This window comes from Edwardsiella sp. EA181011 (genome assembly GCF_000800725.1).
In the GTDB taxonomy this organism is placed as follows: Bacteria; Pseudomonadota; Gammaproteobacteria; order Enterobacterales; family Enterobacteriaceae; genus Edwardsiella; species Edwardsiella anguillarum.
Genome location: NZ_CP011364.1, coordinates 2,225,302 through 2,241,583, shown reverse-complemented (window position 1 = coordinate 2,241,583; position 16,282 = coordinate 2,225,302). Strand labels below are relative to the sequence as shown.

13 protein-coding genes and 1 pseudogene are annotated in these 16,282 nt (G+C 64.6%); 6 read left to right on the top strand and 8 right to left on the bottom strand.

Going from position 1 to position 16,282, the window contains the following annotated elements; all coding sequences use genetic code 11:
- The first annotated feature begins 72 nt into the window (after positions 1-72).
- Positions 73-1,193, top strand: a pseudogene (locus tag QY76_RS09905) (JmjC domain-containing protein).
- Positions 1,194-1,271: 78 nt separating this feature from the next.
- Here the strand turns inward: QY76_RS09905 and cobB are convergent.
- Genes cobB through lolC form a run of 5 tightly spaced genes read right to left on the bottom strand, consistent with a single transcriptional unit; the run spans position 1,272 to position 6,261 of the window.
- Positions 1,272-2,132 carry a Sir2 family NAD+-dependent deacetylase gene (gene cobB, locus QY76_RS09900; protein ID WP_034165478.1) on the bottom strand — a complete coding sequence of 287 codons (861 nt, stop codon included), beginning with the start codon at positions 2,130-2,132 and terminating at the stop codon, positions 1,272-1,274.
- Positions 2,132-3,088: an N-acetylglucosamine kinase gene (nagK, locus tag QY76_RS09895; protein WP_034165480.1), complete on the bottom strand. Its 957-nt coding sequence runs from the start codon at positions 3,086-3,088 to the stop codon at positions 2,132-2,134. Before nagK ends, cobB begins: the two co-directional genes overlap by 1 nt.
- Positions 3,089-3,099: 11 nt before the next feature.
- Complete coding sequence (lolE, locus tag QY76_RS09890; protein ID WP_034165481.1) at positions 3,100-4,347, bottom strand: lipoprotein-releasing ABC transporter permease subunit LolE; 1,248 nt, start codon at positions 4,345-4,347, stop codon at positions 3,100-3,102.
- On the bottom strand, positions 4,347-5,066 hold the full coding sequence (lolD, locus tag QY76_RS09885) for a lipoprotein-releasing ABC transporter ATP-binding protein LolD (RefSeq protein ID WP_034165483.1): 720 nt from the start codon (positions 5,064-5,066) through the stop codon (positions 4,347-4,349). Before lolD ends, lolE begins: the two co-directional genes overlap by 1 nt.
- Positions 5,059-6,261 carry a lipoprotein-releasing ABC transporter permease subunit LolC gene (gene lolC / locus QY76_RS09880; RefSeq protein ID WP_034165484.1) on the bottom strand — a complete coding sequence of 401 codons (1,203 nt, stop codon included), beginning with the start codon at positions 6,259-6,261 and terminating at the stop codon, positions 5,059-5,061. The genes lolD and lolC overlap by 8 nt, the downstream gene beginning before the upstream one ends.
- 219 nt (positions 6,262-6,480) lie before the next feature.
- On the opposite strand from lolC, the gene mfd reads away from it, so the two are divergent.
- Positions 6,481-9,942 carry a transcription-repair coupling factor gene (gene mfd / locus QY76_RS09875; RefSeq protein WP_034165485.1) on the top strand — a complete coding sequence of 1,154 codons (3,462 nt, stop codon included), beginning with the start codon at positions 6,481-6,483 and terminating at the stop codon, positions 9,940-9,942.
- Between the two features lie 60 nt (positions 9,943-10,002).
- On the opposite strand, the gene QY76_RS09870 is transcribed toward mfd, so the two are convergent.
- The 3 genes from QY76_RS09870 to QY76_RS09860 all read right to left on the bottom strand — a co-directional run bounded on the left by QY76_RS09870 (position 10,003) and on the right by QY76_RS09860 (position 13,035).
- Positions 10,003-10,551: a glycine zipper 2TM domain-containing protein gene (locus tag QY76_RS09870; RefSeq protein WP_049648794.1), complete on the bottom strand. Its 549-nt coding sequence runs from the start codon at positions 10,549-10,551 to the stop codon at positions 10,003-10,005.
- Positions 10,552-10,706: 155 nt separating this feature from the next.
- Positions 10,707-11,615, bottom strand: coding sequence for a DMT family transporter (locus QY76_RS09865; RefSeq protein WP_034165486.1), 909 nt, complete (start codon positions 11,613-11,615; stop codon positions 10,707-10,709).
- Positions 11,616-11,730: 115 nt separating this feature from the next.
- Positions 11,731-13,035 carry an NAD(P)/FAD-dependent oxidoreductase gene (locus QY76_RS09860; RefSeq protein WP_045428059.1) on the bottom strand — a complete coding sequence of 435 codons (1,305 nt, stop codon included), beginning with the start codon at positions 13,033-13,035 and terminating at the stop codon, positions 11,731-11,733.
- 390 nt (positions 13,036-13,425) lie between these two features.
- Between QY76_RS09860 and QY76_RS09855 the strand changes: the two genes are divergently transcribed.
- The 4 genes from QY76_RS09855 (at position 13,426) to solA (ending at position 16,258) form a co-directional block, all read left to right on the top strand.
- Positions 13,426-14,184 (top strand): DNA-binding transcriptional regulator YciT, encoded by a 759-nt coding sequence (locus QY76_RS09855; protein ID WP_045428061.1) that lies wholly within the window; start codon positions 13,426-13,428, stop codon positions 14,182-14,184.
- 91 nt (positions 14,185-14,275) lie between these two features.
- Complete coding sequence (dinI, locus tag QY76_RS09850) at positions 14,276-14,524, top strand: DNA damage-inducible protein I (protein ID WP_034165490.1); 249 nt, start codon at positions 14,276-14,278, stop codon at positions 14,522-14,524.
- A gap of 129 nt (positions 14,525-14,653) precedes the next feature.
- The gene (gene bssS / locus QY76_RS09845; RefSeq protein ID WP_012848908.1) at positions 14,654-14,908 is read left to right on the top strand and encodes a biofilm formation regulator BssS; all 255 of its coding nucleotides are present in this window, start codon (positions 14,654-14,656) and stop codon (positions 14,906-14,908) included.
- A 222-nt stretch (positions 14,909-15,130) separates the two neighbouring features.
- On the top strand, positions 15,131-16,258 hold the full coding sequence (gene solA / locus QY76_RS09840; RefSeq protein WP_034165491.1) for an N-methyl-L-tryptophan oxidase: 1,128 nt from the start codon (positions 15,131-15,133) through the stop codon (positions 16,256-16,258).
- Positions 16,259-16,282: the final 24 nt, after the last annotated feature.

The window sequence follows — 16,282 nt, the reverse complement described above, 5'->3', positions numbered from 1 at the left end:
TGTGACCCCGGAGTCCTGCCGCGGCGGAGCACCTGCGACCTCTGTGCCCACCACCATCACAGGACACTCACCATGGATTATCAGCTCGATCTCGACTGGCAGGACTTTCTGCAAAACTATTGGCAAAAACGCCCGCTGGTTATCCGGCACGGTTTCAAAAACTTCATCGATCCGCTCTCACCGGATGAGCTGGCCGGGCTGGCGATGGAGCAAGAGGTGGATAGCCGCCTGGTCTGCCGCGACGATGGGCAGTGGCAGGTGTCCCACGGCCCGTTTACCAGCTACGATCACCTGGGCGAGACCAACTGGTCGCTGCTGGTGCAGGCCGTCGACCACTGGCATACGCCGGCGGCGGCGCTGATGCGGCCGTTTCGGCGCCTGCCGGACTGGCGCCTTGACGATCTGATGATCTCCTTCTCGGTCCCCGGCGGCGGCGTCGGCCCCCATATCGACCAGTATGATGTCTTTATCATCCAGGGCAGCGGGCGGCGGCGCTGGCGCGTCGGCGAGAAAGGGCAGCGCCGGCAGCACTGCCCGCACCCGGATCTGCTGCAGGTCGATCCCTTTGACGCCATCATCGACGTCGAGCTGTCCCCGGGCGATATTCTGTATATTCCACCCCACTTCCCCCATGAGGGCTATGCGCTGGAGAACGCCCTGAACTACTCGGTGGGATTCCGGGCGCCCAACGCCCGTGAGCTGATCAGCGGCTTTGCCGACCACATGCTGGCCCACGATCTCGGCGGCAACCACTATGCCGATCCGCGGCTGGCGCAGCGCGACAATCCGGCGGAGATCCTGCCGCAGGAGCTGGAGGCTCTGCGCGCCATGATGGTGGCCCAGCTCAACGACGGCGACAGCTTCCAGCGCTGGTTCGGCGAGTTCATCAGCCAGTCTCGCCACGAACTGGACATCGCTCCGCCGGAACCGCCCTACCAGGCCGGCGAGGTCTATGAGCTGCTGCAGGCCGGCGAGATGCTGGAGCGTCTGGGGGGATTCGGGTACTGCGTATCGCGGAACGCTGCTACATCAACGGGGAGCCCCTCGACTGCGAAAACGCCGCCGCGCTCGATACGCTGGCGCGCCATACCTGCCTGAACGCCGCCGCGCTGGGCAGTGCGCTGGACGATCCCGCCTTCCTAACCGCCCTGACCGGGCTTATCAACAGCGGGTACTGGTTCTTTCAGGACTGAACGCGCGCGTAAGTCACGCCGTAAACGGGGCGGCCGTCGGCCGCCCCTGACGTCAGCGCAGCGCGGCGGGCGCGGACATTACTGCCCGTCGGAGGGAAAACCGCAGCGGATCAGCAGCTGTTGCAGATACTGCGGCACCACCTGGCTGGCCGGGCCGTAGTGTCGCTCATCGAACTCGCTCTCCACCTGGCTCGGCTCCAGATTCAGCTCCACCGTATGAGCGCCGCACAGGCGCGCCTCATGGACAAACCCGGCGGCGGGATAGACGTGGCCCGAGGTGCCGATGGCGATAAACTCATCGGCCTGCTGCAGCGCCTGGTAGATCTCATCCATCCCGATCGGCATCTCGCCGAACCACACCACGTGCGGACGCAGCGGCGCCGGGATCTGGCAGCAGTGACAGCGGTCGTCCACGCTCAGATCGCCCAGCCACTTCACCACCTGCCCCGACTGGGTACAGCGCACCTTGAGCAGCTCGCCGTGCATATGGATCACCCGCTGGCTCCCGGCGCGTTCGTGCAGGTTATCGATATTCTGGGTGACCAGCAAAAAACGGTCGCCCAGCGCCTGCTCCAGACGAGCCAGCGCCAGATGCGCCGCGTTGGGCTGGATCGCCGGCTGCTGTAGCTGGCGGCGGCGATCGTTATAGAACGCCTGCACCAGCGCAGGATCGCGCTGATACCCCTCCGGCGTGGCCACATCCTCCACCCGGTGCTCCTCCCACAGGCCATCGGCCGCGCGGAAGGTCCGGATCCCGGACTCCGCCGATACGCCGGCCCCCGTCAGTACCACGATGAAAGGCAGCTTCATGGTCTCCCCCCTATCGGCCTCCGCGACGTGTCCCCAGACGATATCCTGATAATAGACCAGAGAGCGCAGACGCTGGTGGCGTAGCCGTTTGTTTTTCCTGATGCGACAAATACGATGACGCGTTTTCATTATGATGGCTCCTTATCCGCGCATGCCGCCGTACGGGCCATACAGCGGGTGTCGCTCAGATGTAAAAAAGCGGCGCCGCGCGTGCCGCCGTCGTCCCCATAGCGGGCCGCAATGATCGGCGGCACCCGGGCGACGCGCAGCAGGTAACGCGAAATTCGCGTTTCCAGCAGGGCAAACAGCTCGCTAAAGTTAGACAATCCGCCGCCGATCACCACCAGATGGGGATCGAGGACGGTGAACAGATTGGCCAGACAGATGGCCAGCACCTCAGCGAAGCGTGCGACGTGGTCCTGCGCCCGGGCGTCGCCTTCCCGGTAGCGGACCACGATCTGCGGCGCCGTCAGCGCCTCGCCGTAGACATGGTGGTACAGCCAGGCAAATCCGCGCCCCGAGATGTAATTCTCCATACAGCCGCGCTGACCGCAGCCGCAGGCCAGGCGCGGCGTATCGGCGCCCAGTAGATCGAGCGCATCCAGCGGTAGGCGCAGATGGCCAAACTCGCCGGCGACGCCGTTGGCGCCGCGGTACACCCGCCCATCGATCGCCAGACCGCCGCCGACGCCGGTGCCCAAAATGATCCCCAGCACGCTGGGGTAGGGCTGCGCCGCGCTGTCCCACGCCTCGGACAGGGTAAAACAGTTGGCATCGTTCTCTACCCGCACCTCGCGGCCAACCCGCGCCGCCAGATCCCGGGCCAGCGGGCGATCCATCGCCGCCGGCACATTAGCGCAAAACAGGGTGCCGTCCGGACGCTGCAGGCCGGGAATGCCGATCCCGATGTGGCCGCATGTGCCGCAGCGGCGATCGGCCTCGTGGATCAGCGTCTCCAGCGCCGTCAGCAGCGCGGCGTAATCCTCGCGCGGCGTCGTCACGCGCCGGTAGCCGACCCGATTCAGACTCTCATCATACACTCCCAGCGCCAGCTTACTGCCGCCGAGATCGAAACCGTAGTACATCGGCGCCTCCGTCACTGACCGCCGCTCAGCACCCGCGCAGGGTCGATGCGACTGGCGCGCCGCGCCGGATACCAGCTGGCCAGCAGACTCAGCACGATGGCCGTCAGCAGCACCGCCAGCACGTCGCTCCACTGCAGCTGGCTGGGCAGAAAGTCGATGGGATAGATATCGCCCGAGAGCAGGCGATGTCCCAGCAGGCGCTCAATGAGGCGGCCAATCAGCGTCAGCTTCAGCGACGCCACGACGCCGATAGCCACCCCGCACAGGCTGCCCACCAGCCCGGAGAGCAGTCCATACCAGATAAAGATGGCGCGGATCAGCCCATCCCGGGCGCCCAGCGTACGCAGCACGGCAATATCGCCGCTCTTGTCCTTCACCGCCATCACCAGGGTCGAGACGATATTGAAACAGGCGACGCCGATCACCAGCACCATGGCCAGATACATGATTACGCGGATCATTTGAATATCACGGAACATATAGCCGTAGGTGCCTTTCCAGCTGCGGATGTAAACGTAGTCGTTGGTCACCTCCCCCGCCGCACGCACCACTTTATCGGCCTGGAACGGATCGGCGACCCTGATGGCTATCCCGGTCACGCTGTCGCCCAGATCCTGATACTGCTGGGCATCGGCCAGGGGAACCAGCGCCAGGGTATGGTCCAGCATGCCGCTCAGTTGCAGAATGCCCCCCACCTGCAGTCGAATACGCTTGGGCTGCAGCAGCTTCATCTGCGGATCGCTGTTGGGCACCATTACCGTCACCCAGTCTCCGCGCCGGACACCCAGCGCATCGGCGACCCCCTTGCCCAGGATCACCTGCTGTCCGCCGGCGTGAAAGTCCGCCCAGGCGTTATCCAGAACATAGCGCGGCAGGGAGCTGACCCGGCTCTCCTGGGCGGGATCCACCCCGCGCACCTGTACCGCGCGCAGCTGGCTGCCGTGCTCCATCAGCCCGGTAAAGTTAACGTAGGGCGCCGCGCCGACCACGTCCTTCACCCGATCGACGCGCGCCAGCACCGACGGCCAGTCGTTAAAGGGCTGCTCCACCGGGTAGATCTCGCCGTGCGGCACCACCGACAGGATGCGCTGATCCAGCTCGCGCTCAAACCCGTTCATCGCGCTGAGGCCGACGATCAGCACCGCCACCCCAAGCGCAATACCGACCGTGGAAATCACCGAGATCAGCGACACCATGCCGCCCCTGCGCCGCCCGCGGCTGAAGCGGCGCGCGATGTGTAATGCGAGCGCCAGATCCATCAGCGAGTCTCCATCAGCGTCAGCTCCTGGGTCAGCTGACCGTCACGCATTTCCAGCTGGCGGCGCAGACGGCCCGCCAGGGCCAGATCGTGCGTCACCACTAAAAAGGCCGTCCCCTGACGCACGTTCAGCTCGCCCAGCAGATCAAAGATGGTATCGGCGGTGCGCATATCCAGGTTGCCGGTCGGCTCATCGGCCAGCACCAGCGACGGGTTATGCACCAGCGCCCTCGCAATGGCGACGCGCTGCCGCTCACCGCCCGACAGCTCCGATGGCCGATGGTGGGCGCGGTGCGCTAGCCCGACGGCCTTCAGCATCGCCAGCGCCTGCGGCTGCGCCTGCTTAGGCTTCATTCCGCCGATCAGCAGCGGCATCATCACGTTCTCCAGCGCATTAAAGTCCGGCAGCAGATGGTGAAACTGATAAATGAATCCCAGCTCACGGTTGCGCAGCGCCGCCTTGGCCGACGCCGACATGGCGTTGAGCGAACTCCCCTTGAAGATCACCTCACCGCTAGTCGGGGTATCCAGCCCTCCCAGCAGGTGCAGCAGGGTACTCTTGCCGGAGCCGGAGCTGCCGACGATCGCCATCATTTCTCCCGGATGGATATCAAACGAGACCTGACGCAGGACGTCGGTGCTCAGTTTGCCCTCCTGGTAGCTTTTGCTCAGCCCCTTGCACTGCAGCAGTGCGGGGGCCCGGGATGAAGGGTTATTCATAACGTAGTGCCTCGGCAGGATGAACGGCGGCGGCGCGCCATGAAGGATAAATCGTTGATAGCAGGGAGAGCAACATGGCCACTAGCGCGATGGTCACCACCTGGCCGGCGTGAATATCGACCGGCAGCGTGCCGCCGCCGAGCATATCGCCCAGCCCCGGCAGCAGGGTATTCAGCTGGCTGGCCAGCAGGGCCCCCAGCAGGGCCCCCAGCAGCGAGCCGATGATCCCGGCGCTGGCGCCCTGCACCATAAAGATGCTCATGATCTGGCGCCGGGTCAGCCCCTGGGTCTGCAGAATGGCCACTTCGCCCTGCTTCTCCATCACCAGCAGCCCCAGCGACGTAATGATATTGAAGGCGGCCACGGCGATGATCAGGCTGAGCAGCAGCCCCATCATATTTTTCTCCATCTTCACCGCCTGGAACAGCTCACCTTTGCGAGCGCGCCAGTCCTGCCATACCAATCCGTCGGGCAGCGCATGCGCCACCAGCGCCTCGATATCCAGCGGGCGATCCATAAACAGGCGCCAGCCGCTGATGTGCCCCAGCGGGTAGCGCATCAGCCGCGAGGCATCCTGCTGGTTAACCAGCAGCTGCGTCTGATCCACCTCGCTGTCGGCGTTAAAGGTACCGATCACGGTAAAGATACGCTGGCTGGGAATCCGCCCCATCGGGGTAAACTGGCTGGCGCTCGGCACCATCAGGCGCACCCGGTCACCGACCTTGACGCCGAGTTCGGCGGCCAGCTGGCTGCCGAGGATGGCGCGGTACTGGCCCGGCTGCAGCGCGCTTTGACGGACGCCGTTCAGATAGCGGTCCAGGGGATCGGCCTCGTCGGGATTGACGCCGATCATCACGCCGACGCCCACGCTGTGCGGGCTCTGCAGCACCACATCGCCGGTGGTCAGCGGCGCCACCCGGTGTACGCCGGGCAGCCCCTGCAGCAGCGACGCCGGATAGCGGGCAGGATCCAGCTGCCCCTGCGGCGTAGTCGCCACCGCCTGCGGCATCAGGTTTAAAATGCTCTGCTCCAGATCGCGCTCAAATCCGTTCATCACCGACAGCACGGTGACCAGCGCCATCACTCCCAGCGTAATGCCGATGGTGGACAGCCAGGACACAAACCGCCCGAAGCGGTCCGAGGCGCGCCCGCGCATATAGCGCAGGCCAATAAATAGGGCGACAGGTTGATGCATGGCTCTCTTTCTTGCAATGCGCAAAGTGATTGGCAAGTATATGTCTGTGAACAGGTTATCACAATGGTCATCTCCACGCCCGCCGCCGCAGAAACCCGCGCAGCGCACGCGTGAAACCCACGCTTGTCTCCGTGCGGGTTTATAGTGATATTATCTACGCTGACATCCGTTGAGTTCCCCGTATTGGGAGACGACGTACACGAGATCCGCAAACGCCCTATGTCTGAACAATACCGTCTTACCCTGCCAGAACGTTACCCGTTGCCCGCGCGCGCGGGCGACGTCCGCCAACTGGGCCAGCTGAGCGGCTCCGCCTGCGCGCTGGAGTGCGCCGAAATCGCTGAGCGGCACGCCGGCCCCGTGATGCTGGTGGTGCCCGACATGCAGACCGCCCTGCGTCTGCGCGACGAAATTCCCCAGTTCAGCCGCCAGTGGGTCACCACCCTGGCCGACTGGGAGACGCTGCCCTACGACAGCTTCTCGCCGCACCAGGATATCATCTCCGCCCGCCTCTCCTGCCTCTACCATCTGCCAGGGATGGAGCGCGGGATCATCATACTGCCGATCAATACGCTGATGCAGCGCGTCTGCCCGCACAGCTTCCTGCACGGCCACGCGCTGGTGATGAAAAAGGGCCAGCGCCTGGCGCGCGATGTCCTGCGCGCTCAGCTGGAGCAGGCGGGCTACCGCAGCGTGGATCAGGTGATGGAGCACGGCGAGTTCGCCACCCGCGGCGCCCTGCTCGACCTGTTCCCGATGGGCAGCGACGAACCCTATCGCATCGACTTTTTCGACGATGAGATCGACAGCCTGCGCCTGTTCGACGTCGACAGCCAGCGCACCCTGAACGAGGTTGAGCGCATCGATCTGCTGCCGGCCCACGAGTTTCCCACCGATCAGACGGCCATCGAGCTGTTCCGCAGCCAGTGGCGCGAGCACTTTGAGGTGCGCCGCGACGCCGAGCACATCTACCAGCAGGTCAGTAAAAGGATCTGGCCCGCCGGGATCGAATACTGGCAGCCGCTGTTCTTTAACCAGCCGCTGCCGACGCTGTTCAGCTACCTGCCGGCGGGGACGCTGCTGCTGGGGCTGGGCGATCTGCACCAGGCCGCCGAGCGCTTCTGGCAGGACATTGAGCAACGCCGGGCCAGCCGCGGCATCGATCCGATGCGCCCGCTGCTGCCGCCGGAAAGCCTGTGGATGCGCGTGGATGAACTGTTTGCCGCCCTCAAGCAGTGGCCGCGCATTCAGCTGACCCGCGACGCGCTCGACGACCATGCCGGACACACCAACCTGCACTACCAGCCGCTGCCGACCCTGGCGGTAGAGGCGCAGAGCAAGAAGCCCCTGGCTAACCTGCAGCGCTTCCTGGCGGAGTTTAGCGGTAGCGTGGTGTTCAGCGCGGAAAGCGAAGGCCGTCGCGAAACTCTGCTGGAGCTGCTGGCGCGCATTCAGGTGGCGCCGCGGCTGATCGCCCGGCTTGAGGAGGCCGAGCCCGGCGGCCGCTACATCATGGTCGGCGCCAGTGAGCACGGCTTTATCAACGCCCCGCTGGCGCTGGCGCTAATCTGCGAAAGCGATCTGCTCGGCGAACGCGTCAGCCGCCGTCGCCAGGATAGCCGCCGCACCATCAACACCGACACGCTGATCCGCAACCTGGCAGAGCTGACGCCTGGACAGCCGGTCGTACACCTGGAGCACGGCGTGGGCCGCTACGGCGGGATGACCACCCTGGAGGCGGGCGGGATCAAGGGCGAGTACCTGATCCTCAGCTACGCCGGCGACGCCAAGCTGTACGTGCCGGTCTCCTCGCTGCACCTGCTCAGCCGCTACGCCGGCGGCGCCGATGACAGCGCGCCGCTGCACCGCCTGGGCGGCGACGCCTGGAGCCGCGCCCGGCAGAAGGCCGCGGAAAAAGTGCGCGACGTGGCGGCCGAACTGCTGGATATCTATGCGATGCGCGCCGCCAAGGCGGGGTTCGCCTTCCGCCACGACCGCGAGGCCTACCAGCTGTTCTGTCAGGGCTTCCCGTTTGAAACCACCGCGGATCAGGAGATCGCCATCAACGCGGTGCTCAGCGACATGTGCCAGCCGCTGGCCATGGATCGCCTGGTGTGCGGCGACGTCGGCTTCGGGAAAACCGAAGTGGCTATGCGCGCCGCCTTCCTGGCAGTGCACAGCGGCAAGCAGGTGGCGGTGCTGGTGCCGACCACCCTGCTGGCCCAGCAGCACTACGATAACTTCCGCGACCGCTTCGCCAACTGGCCGGTGCGCATTGAGCTGATCTCCCGTTTCCGCAGCGCCAAAGAGCAGGCGCAGGTGCTGGCGGACACCGCCGATGGCAAGGTCGATATTCTGATCGGCACCCACAAGCTACTGCAGGGCGACGTACAATGGCGCGATCTGGGGCTGCTGATCGTCGACGAAGAGCACCGCTTCGGCGTGCGTCAGAAGGAGCGCATCAAGGCGATGCGCGCCGATGTGGATATTCTGACGCTCACGGCGACGCCGATCCCGCGTACCCTGAACATGGCGATGAGCGGCATGCGCGATCTCTCCATCATCGCCACCCCTCCGGCGCGGCGCATGGCGGTAAAGACCTTCGTCCGCGAATATGACAGCCTGGTGGTGCGCGAGGCCATTCTGCGTGAAACCCTGCGCGGCGGTCAGGTGTACTACCTGTACAACGACGTCGACACCATCCAGAAAGCCGCCGATCGCCTGGCGACCCTGGTGCCGGAAGCGCGCATCGCTATCGGCCACGGCCAGATGCGCGAGCGCGAGCTGGAGCGGGTGATGAACGACTTCCACCACCAGCGCTTTAACGTATTGGTCTGCACCACCATTATCGAAACCGGGATCGATATTCCCAGCGCCAATACCATCATCATTGAGCGGGCAGACCACTTTGGCCTGGCGCAGCTGCACCAGCTGCGCGGGCGCGTCGGACGCTCCTACCATCAGGCCTATGCCTACCTGCTCACCCCGCCGCCCAAGGCGATGACCGTCGATGCGCAGAAGCGGCTGGAGGCGATTGCCTCGCTGGAGGATCTCGGCGCCGGCTTTGCCCTGGCGACGCACGATCTGGAGATCCGCGGCGCCGGCGAGCTACTGGGCGACGATCAGAGCGGTCAGATGGCCAGCGTCGGCTTCTCGCTGTACATGGAGCTGCTGGAAAGCGCCGTCACGGCGCTGAAAGAGGGGCGCGAACCCTCGCTGGAGGATCTCACCAGCCAGCAGACCGAGGTGGAGCTACGTATGCCTACCCTGCTGCCGGAGGAGATGATCCCCGACGTCGGCACCCGTCTCTCCTTCTACAAGCGTATCGCCAGCGCCGGCGACGGGGATACCCTCGCCGACCTGCGCGCGGAGCTGATCGATCGCTTCGGGACGCTGCCCGATGCGGCGCGTAACCTGCTGCAGTGCGCCGCGCTGCGCCAGCAGGCCGCGGCGCTGGGGATCCGTCGGATCGAGGGGCACGATAAGGGGGGATTCATCGAGTTCAGCGAAAAGAACCACGTTGATCCGCTGTATCTGATCGGCCTACTGCAGCAGCAGCCGGGGGTCTTCCGGCTGGACGGCCCCAGCAAGCTGAAGTTCATCTGCGATCTCAGCGAACGTCAGGCGCGCCTCGCCTTCGTCGAGCGTCTGCTGGCCGACTTCGCCGAACATCGGATCTAGCGGCGGCGCGCCCGCCCAGGAGAGCGGCGCCGGCCTCTGGCCGCGTCGCGTCTCTTTCCCTCAGGCCCGGCGATCGCCCTGCCCGATGATCAGCTGGCCGTTGCCGTCCAACGGGATCTGCTGGCCAGGATCGCTCTCCATACGCACCCGGCCGCGCCGATCGCCGATGCGGTAGGTCACATCGTAGCCCAGCAGGCGACGGGATTTATCATACTCCGTGGTGCAGCGCTGCTCACGGGTGGTATAGGTGTCATTCTGCTGCATCGTCCCCTGGATCTGATTCCCGGCATAGCCGCCGCCCAGCGCGCCCAGCACGGTCGCCACATCGCGCCCCCGGCCGCCGCCGACCTGATGGCCCAGCACCCCGCCGGCCACGGCGCCCAGCAGCGAGCCCGCCAGGCGGTTTTCGTCCTGCACCGCCCTGCGGTGGGTCACCGCCACGTCGCGGCACACCCTGCGCGGCGTCTTGATGGTGTCATGGATCGGCACCGCCGACAGCACCTGCGCATACTGCGGCGGCGCATCGAACACCTTCAGCCCGGCCACAGCGGCCACGCTCAGCGCCGCCGCCACCCCAATACCGATACCGGCCAGCATGGATTTATTCATCCCGATCTTCTCCCTTAATGGCCCGCCGTGCGCGGAAGTGGGCACGGACGCGACCGGTGATTTCGCAATAATCGCCGCCAGTGTGCGCAGCCTGCGCCCGGGCAACAATCGGAATAAGGGAGAAAATCACCGCGCGGCGGCGGCATGGAGCAGATTCAGGACAATTCTGATGCCGGGCGATGGCGGCCGCGGCGACGCAGCTTCAGCTCGCTGATCAGCACCCCCGCCACGATCAGCGCCGCACCCAGCAGCGCCACCCCAGGCAGACGCTCGCCGGCGATACGCCCCACCACACCGGCCCACACCGGCTCACCGGCGTAGATCACCGTGGCCCGGGTCGGCGAAACGCTGCGCTGCGCCCAGTTCATGGTCACCTGAATGATCCCGCTGGCCACCCCCAATCCCAGCGCGCTGAGCAGCAGGTAGCTTGAACAGGGCGGCACCGATTCGCCGTTTGGCACCATCAGCGTAAAGCCGAGCAGCGAGGCCGTCGCCAGCTGGATCACCGTGACCCGCCGCACGTCCACCCGTCCGGCGCAGCCGCTGATCAGGATGATCTCCGCCGCAATGGCCAAGGTGCTGAGCAGCGTCGCCGTCTCTCCGGCCCCCGGCGTCAGCGCGCCATCCTGCGGCCCGGCCAGCAGCAGCAGCCCCACAAACGCCAGTCCGATGCCCAGCCACGCCATCAGGCGCGGTCGGCGCCCCAGAAACAGCCACTGCAGCAGCGGCACCAGCGGCACATACAGCGCGGTCATAAAGGCGGACTTACTACTGCTGATGGTCTGCAGCCCATAGGTTTGCAGGCCGTAGCCGGCGGCGATCGCCGCCCCGATGCAGATCCCCCACAGCAGCTCCCGGCAGGTAAAGCCGCGCAGATGGCGCCAGGAGATCAGCCCCAGCACCAGCGTGGCGGCGGCAAAGCGTAGGCCGACAAAGAAAAATGGACCGCTCACCGTCATGGCGCGGTGCACGATCAGAAAGGTGCCACCCCACAGCATGGTGATGAAGATCAGGATCAGCTCCTGCGGCGTCAGGGAAAAACGGACGGCGGATAGACGAGGCATTCTGGACAACCACTGCGATATTCATGGGCTGTCCAGTGTGCGCGCCGCGCCGGGCAGGGTCAAGAGGAGGAAAAGCGACGGGCCCCGCGGCGGCACCCGTCGTCACGCCAGGCGATCAGTGCAGCTTCAGATGCGGACGGATCACCCGGTTGATGCTATCGACCAGCATCATCAGACCGGTCTTCATATACCCGTGCAGCGCAATCTGGTGCATGCGGTACAGCGAGACATACATGATGCGCGCGATGCGCCCTTCGATCATCATGGAGCCCCGCGTCAGATTCCCCATCAGGCTGCCTACGGTGCTGAACTCCGACAGGGAGACCAGCGACCCGCGATCGTGATAGAGATAATCCTTCAGCGGCGCCGCCTTCAGCAGCGCCCGAATATTGGCAGCGCACAGCATCGCCATCTGGTGGGCCGCCTGACCGCGCGGCGGCACATTGCGCCCGTCCGGCTGCGCGCAGGCGGCGCAGTCGCCGATGGTGAAGATATGGCTATCCAGGGTGGTCTGCAGCGTCGGCTTCACCACCAACTGGTTGATTCGGTTGGTCTCCAGGCCGCCGATATCGCGCAGGAAGTCAGGCGCCTTGATCCCTGCCGCCCACACCATCAGATCGGCCGGGATAAACTCGCCCTCTTTGGTCTGCAGGCCGTTGGCCTCGGCGCGGGTCACCATGGTGTTGGTCAGGACTCGTACCCCCAGATTGGTCAGCTCCTGGTGGGCCGCGCCGGAGATACGCGGCGGCAACGCCGGCAAAATGCGCTCGCCCGCCTCCACCAGCGTCACGTTCAGCGCGGCGCTGCTCAGATTCTCATAGCCGTAGCTCTGCAGCTGCTTCACCGCGTTGTGCAGCTCTGCGGACAGTTCGACGCCGGTGGCCCCGCCGCCGACGATGGCGATATTCACCTGCTCGTCCGTTTTTCCCGCCGCCGAGTACTTCAGGAACAGGTTAAGCATTTCGTTATGGAAACGGTGTGCCTGCTGCGGGCTGTCCAGGAAGATGCAGTTCTGACTCACGCCCGGCGTGCCGAAATCGTTTGAGGTGCTGCCCAGGGCCATCACCAGAATGTCGTAGTCCAGCTGACGCTCGGCGACCAGCAGCGTATCCTGCTCATCGCGGATCTCCGCCAGCGTGACCCGGCGGGACTGACGGTCGAGCGCCGTCATGCTGCCCAGTTGAAAGGTGAAGTGGTGGTTACGCGCATGGGCCAGATAGCTCAGCGCATCGACGCCGTCGTCCAGCGATCCCGTCGCCACTTCATGCAGCAGCGGCTTCCACAGGTGGCTGTGGTTGCGATCGATAAGCACGATCTCCGCCTTCCCCTTGCGCCCCAGCGAATGCCCCAGGCTGGTTGCCAGTTCGAGTCCGCCGGCACCACCGCCAACAATCACGATTTTTTTCTTTGCTGCGCTCAAAGCTTTCTCCCTTGGTAAAAAATGCAAACCATTCGTTAACCAAAGATGACTTCCGCATGACCCAGAGTGGCGGCTTGGCTGACGAAGGTTACTGTCGTTCGTTCACGGTGGCCACGATATCACAAAGGGTAATTTGGTCATACCAAAATTGATTCAAATCAAATAAAGTGGAGATTGTTCGCCTATTTTTTGTGCGCTAGCGCCGATTTTTTGACCTTGGGCAGCATAAGCGCAACAGACGCCTTACACTCCACGGCCCCTCGCCAGCGCGCGCCTCTGTGGCGCGAACGCCCCGCGGCGTATTCATCCCGCCGGGCAGCGGTGTTATCATGGCGAAAAACGACGGCACGGAAACACACCGGCATCCGCCGTCTGCCCGCACAGGACACTATGAACGCCAGACAACAACGCATTCTGCAATTGGTCAACGACCAGCGTCGCATCAGCGTCGCCGACCTGGCCCGCACCTGCCAGGTTTCCGAGGTCACCATCCGTCAGGATCTGACGCAGCTGGAAAAACGCAGCTACCTCCGGCGGGTGCACGGCTTTGCCGTCGCCCTGGAGAGCGAGGACGTCGATGCCCGCATGATGATTAACTTCACCCTGAAGCAGCAGCTGGCCGCCTATGCGGCGTCCCTGGTCAGCGACGGGGAGACCATCTTCATCGAAAGCGGCAGCACCAACGCCCTGCTGGCGCGCTACCTAGCCGAGCGCAAACAGGTCACGCTGGTCACCGTCAGCACCTATATCGCCCATCTGCTGAAGGAGACCGACTGCGATGTGATCCTGATGGGCGGTCTGCATCAGAAGCGCAGTGAAACCGTGGTCGGCCCACTGACCCGGCAGTGCATCCAGCAAGTCTACTTCAGTAAGGCCTTCATCGGCATCGACGGCTTTCATCCCGAGGCCGGCTTTACCGGGCGCGACATGATGCGCGCCGACGTGGTCAACGCCGTGCTGGCCAAGGGCATTGAGAACATCATCCTGACCGACGCGTCAAAGTTCGGCCAGATCCACCCCAACCCGCTGCAACCCCTCGGTGCCATCAGCCGGGTGATCACCGACTACCGCCTAAGCGACGCGCAGCGTGGCTCACTGGAGGTGCTAGGCATCGCGGTCGATAAAGTCTCTGAAAACGGTATCCGCTGAACCTGCCGCGCAGAAAAATCCCCGACGCCCCTTGCAACCCTGGGGCAATAGCTGTATATATTTACAGTAAATTACTCATAGGGAGCTACCCATGCGCATCGAACTGACGTTGGACAAGCGCAACCCTCTGCCTCCGGGTGCGCTTGACGCCTTTCACCAGGAGTTTTCCCGCCGCATCCAGCGCCGCTACCCCGACTGCGCCGTACAGGTGCGCCAGGCCGGCGCCAACGGACTGAGCGTACTGGGCGGCATCAAGAGCGATCGGGAGATCGTCGAAACCATCCTGCAGGAGACCTGGGAAAGCGCCGACGACTGGTTCTCTCCCGACTACCCCGAGTAGCGACGCCGCCCAGCGTGCAGAAAAAATAGGCCGAGCGGGCCAGAGATGCATATACTGAAAAAGCGCATGGTATGCGTTTATTGATCCTGGTGAGTAACTCATGTCAGTCACTACGCTTAAGGGGGTCTTATGAACGGCAAGGATGAAGTTATCCAGACGCATCCCGTTATCGGTTGGGATATCAGTACCGTAGACAGCTACGACGCTCTCATGATCCGCCTTCACTATCTTTCATCACAGAATCAGCCACCGGAAGATGCCCGGGTTGACCGTACCCTGTGGTTAACCACCGACGTTGCCCGGCAACTGATCACCATACTGGAAGCCGGCATTGCCAAAATCGAGTCCGGCGACTGCCTGCAGAGTGACTACATCAGACACTAGGGGCGAAGGGATTAGCACCGAGCCCCCGTCCGCGCCCGCCCCATCGCCTACGGCGCTGGCCGGCGCTCCACACCCACACCGCCGCGGCGGTGTTTCTCTTTCCCCATCCGCCGCGCGGGATAGCGGGGCGCCATGCAGCGCCCGCTATCCCGATATATACTTATCCCTATCCCGCGGCGATGCGCGGGCCACGGGGCCTGGCCCCATCTCCCGGAGGCGGATATGGATTATGATCTGGCTATCGTTGGCAGTGGCTCCGTCGGCGCGGCAGCGGGTTACTACGCGGCGCTGGCCGGTCTGCGCGTCGCGCTGTTTGACAGCCACAGCCCGCCGCACCGCCTGGGCGGTCACCACGGCGACACCCGGATTATCCGCCACGCCGACGCCGGTGGTGAGATCTATACGCCGCTGGCCCTGCGCGCCCAGCTGCTGTGGCAGGCGCTGGAGGAGATCAGCGCCCTGCCTCTGTTTCACCGCTGCGGCGTGCTCAACCTGGCGCCGCGGGATACCGCCTTTCTCCGCGAGATCCACGCCAGCGCCCACGCCCACGGGATCGCCATCCGCCCTCTGGATCGCGCCGCGCTGCGTGAACGCTGGCCGACGATTAACGCGCCGGAGAACTACGCCGCCCTGCTGGAGCCCGACGCCGGTTATCTGAAGTGCCATCTGGCTATCGCCACGCTGCTTGAAAAGGCCGCTGAACTGGGCGCTCACCCCTATTTTGACTGCCCGCTGCACGCCGTGCAGGCCGAACGCGATGGCGTGCGTCTGCTCGGCCCGCGCGGCGAATGGCGGGCGCGCCGCGTCGCCCTCTGCGCCGGCGCCTGGGTACGCGCGCTGTTGCCCACGCTGCCGCTGCAAACCCGGTGTAAACCCTTTGCCTGGTATCAGGCCGACGCACGCTTCAGCGAGCGGCGCCATTTCCCGGCCCTGCATGCGATGATGCCCCAGGGTGCCCGCTTCTACAGTTTTCCCGCCGTCGACGGCGCCCTAAAGGCCGGGCGCTACGACGGCGGCCTCGTCAGCCTCTCGCCAAGCGCCCGTTGCCCCAGCGCGCGGGACGTCAGCGAAGATATAGAAATCCACGACTACCTGCGCGCCTTTCTACCCCAGACCGGCGACTGCCTCTACGGTGATATTGCCAGCGTGGCCATGACGCCCGATGGCCACTTTATCATCGATACTCTGCCCTCTGCCCCGGCCATCAGCATCGTCAGCGGACTGGGCGCCAACGGCTTTAAGTTTGCCACCGCGCTGGGAGAGCTGGTGGTTCGCATGGCGACGGGTGCCGAGCCCGGCTATGATTTAACCCCTTTTCGCCTGAGCCGTTTTGCGCCGTGCGCGGGATAAGCAGCCTAAAGGTCGGGATAGCGA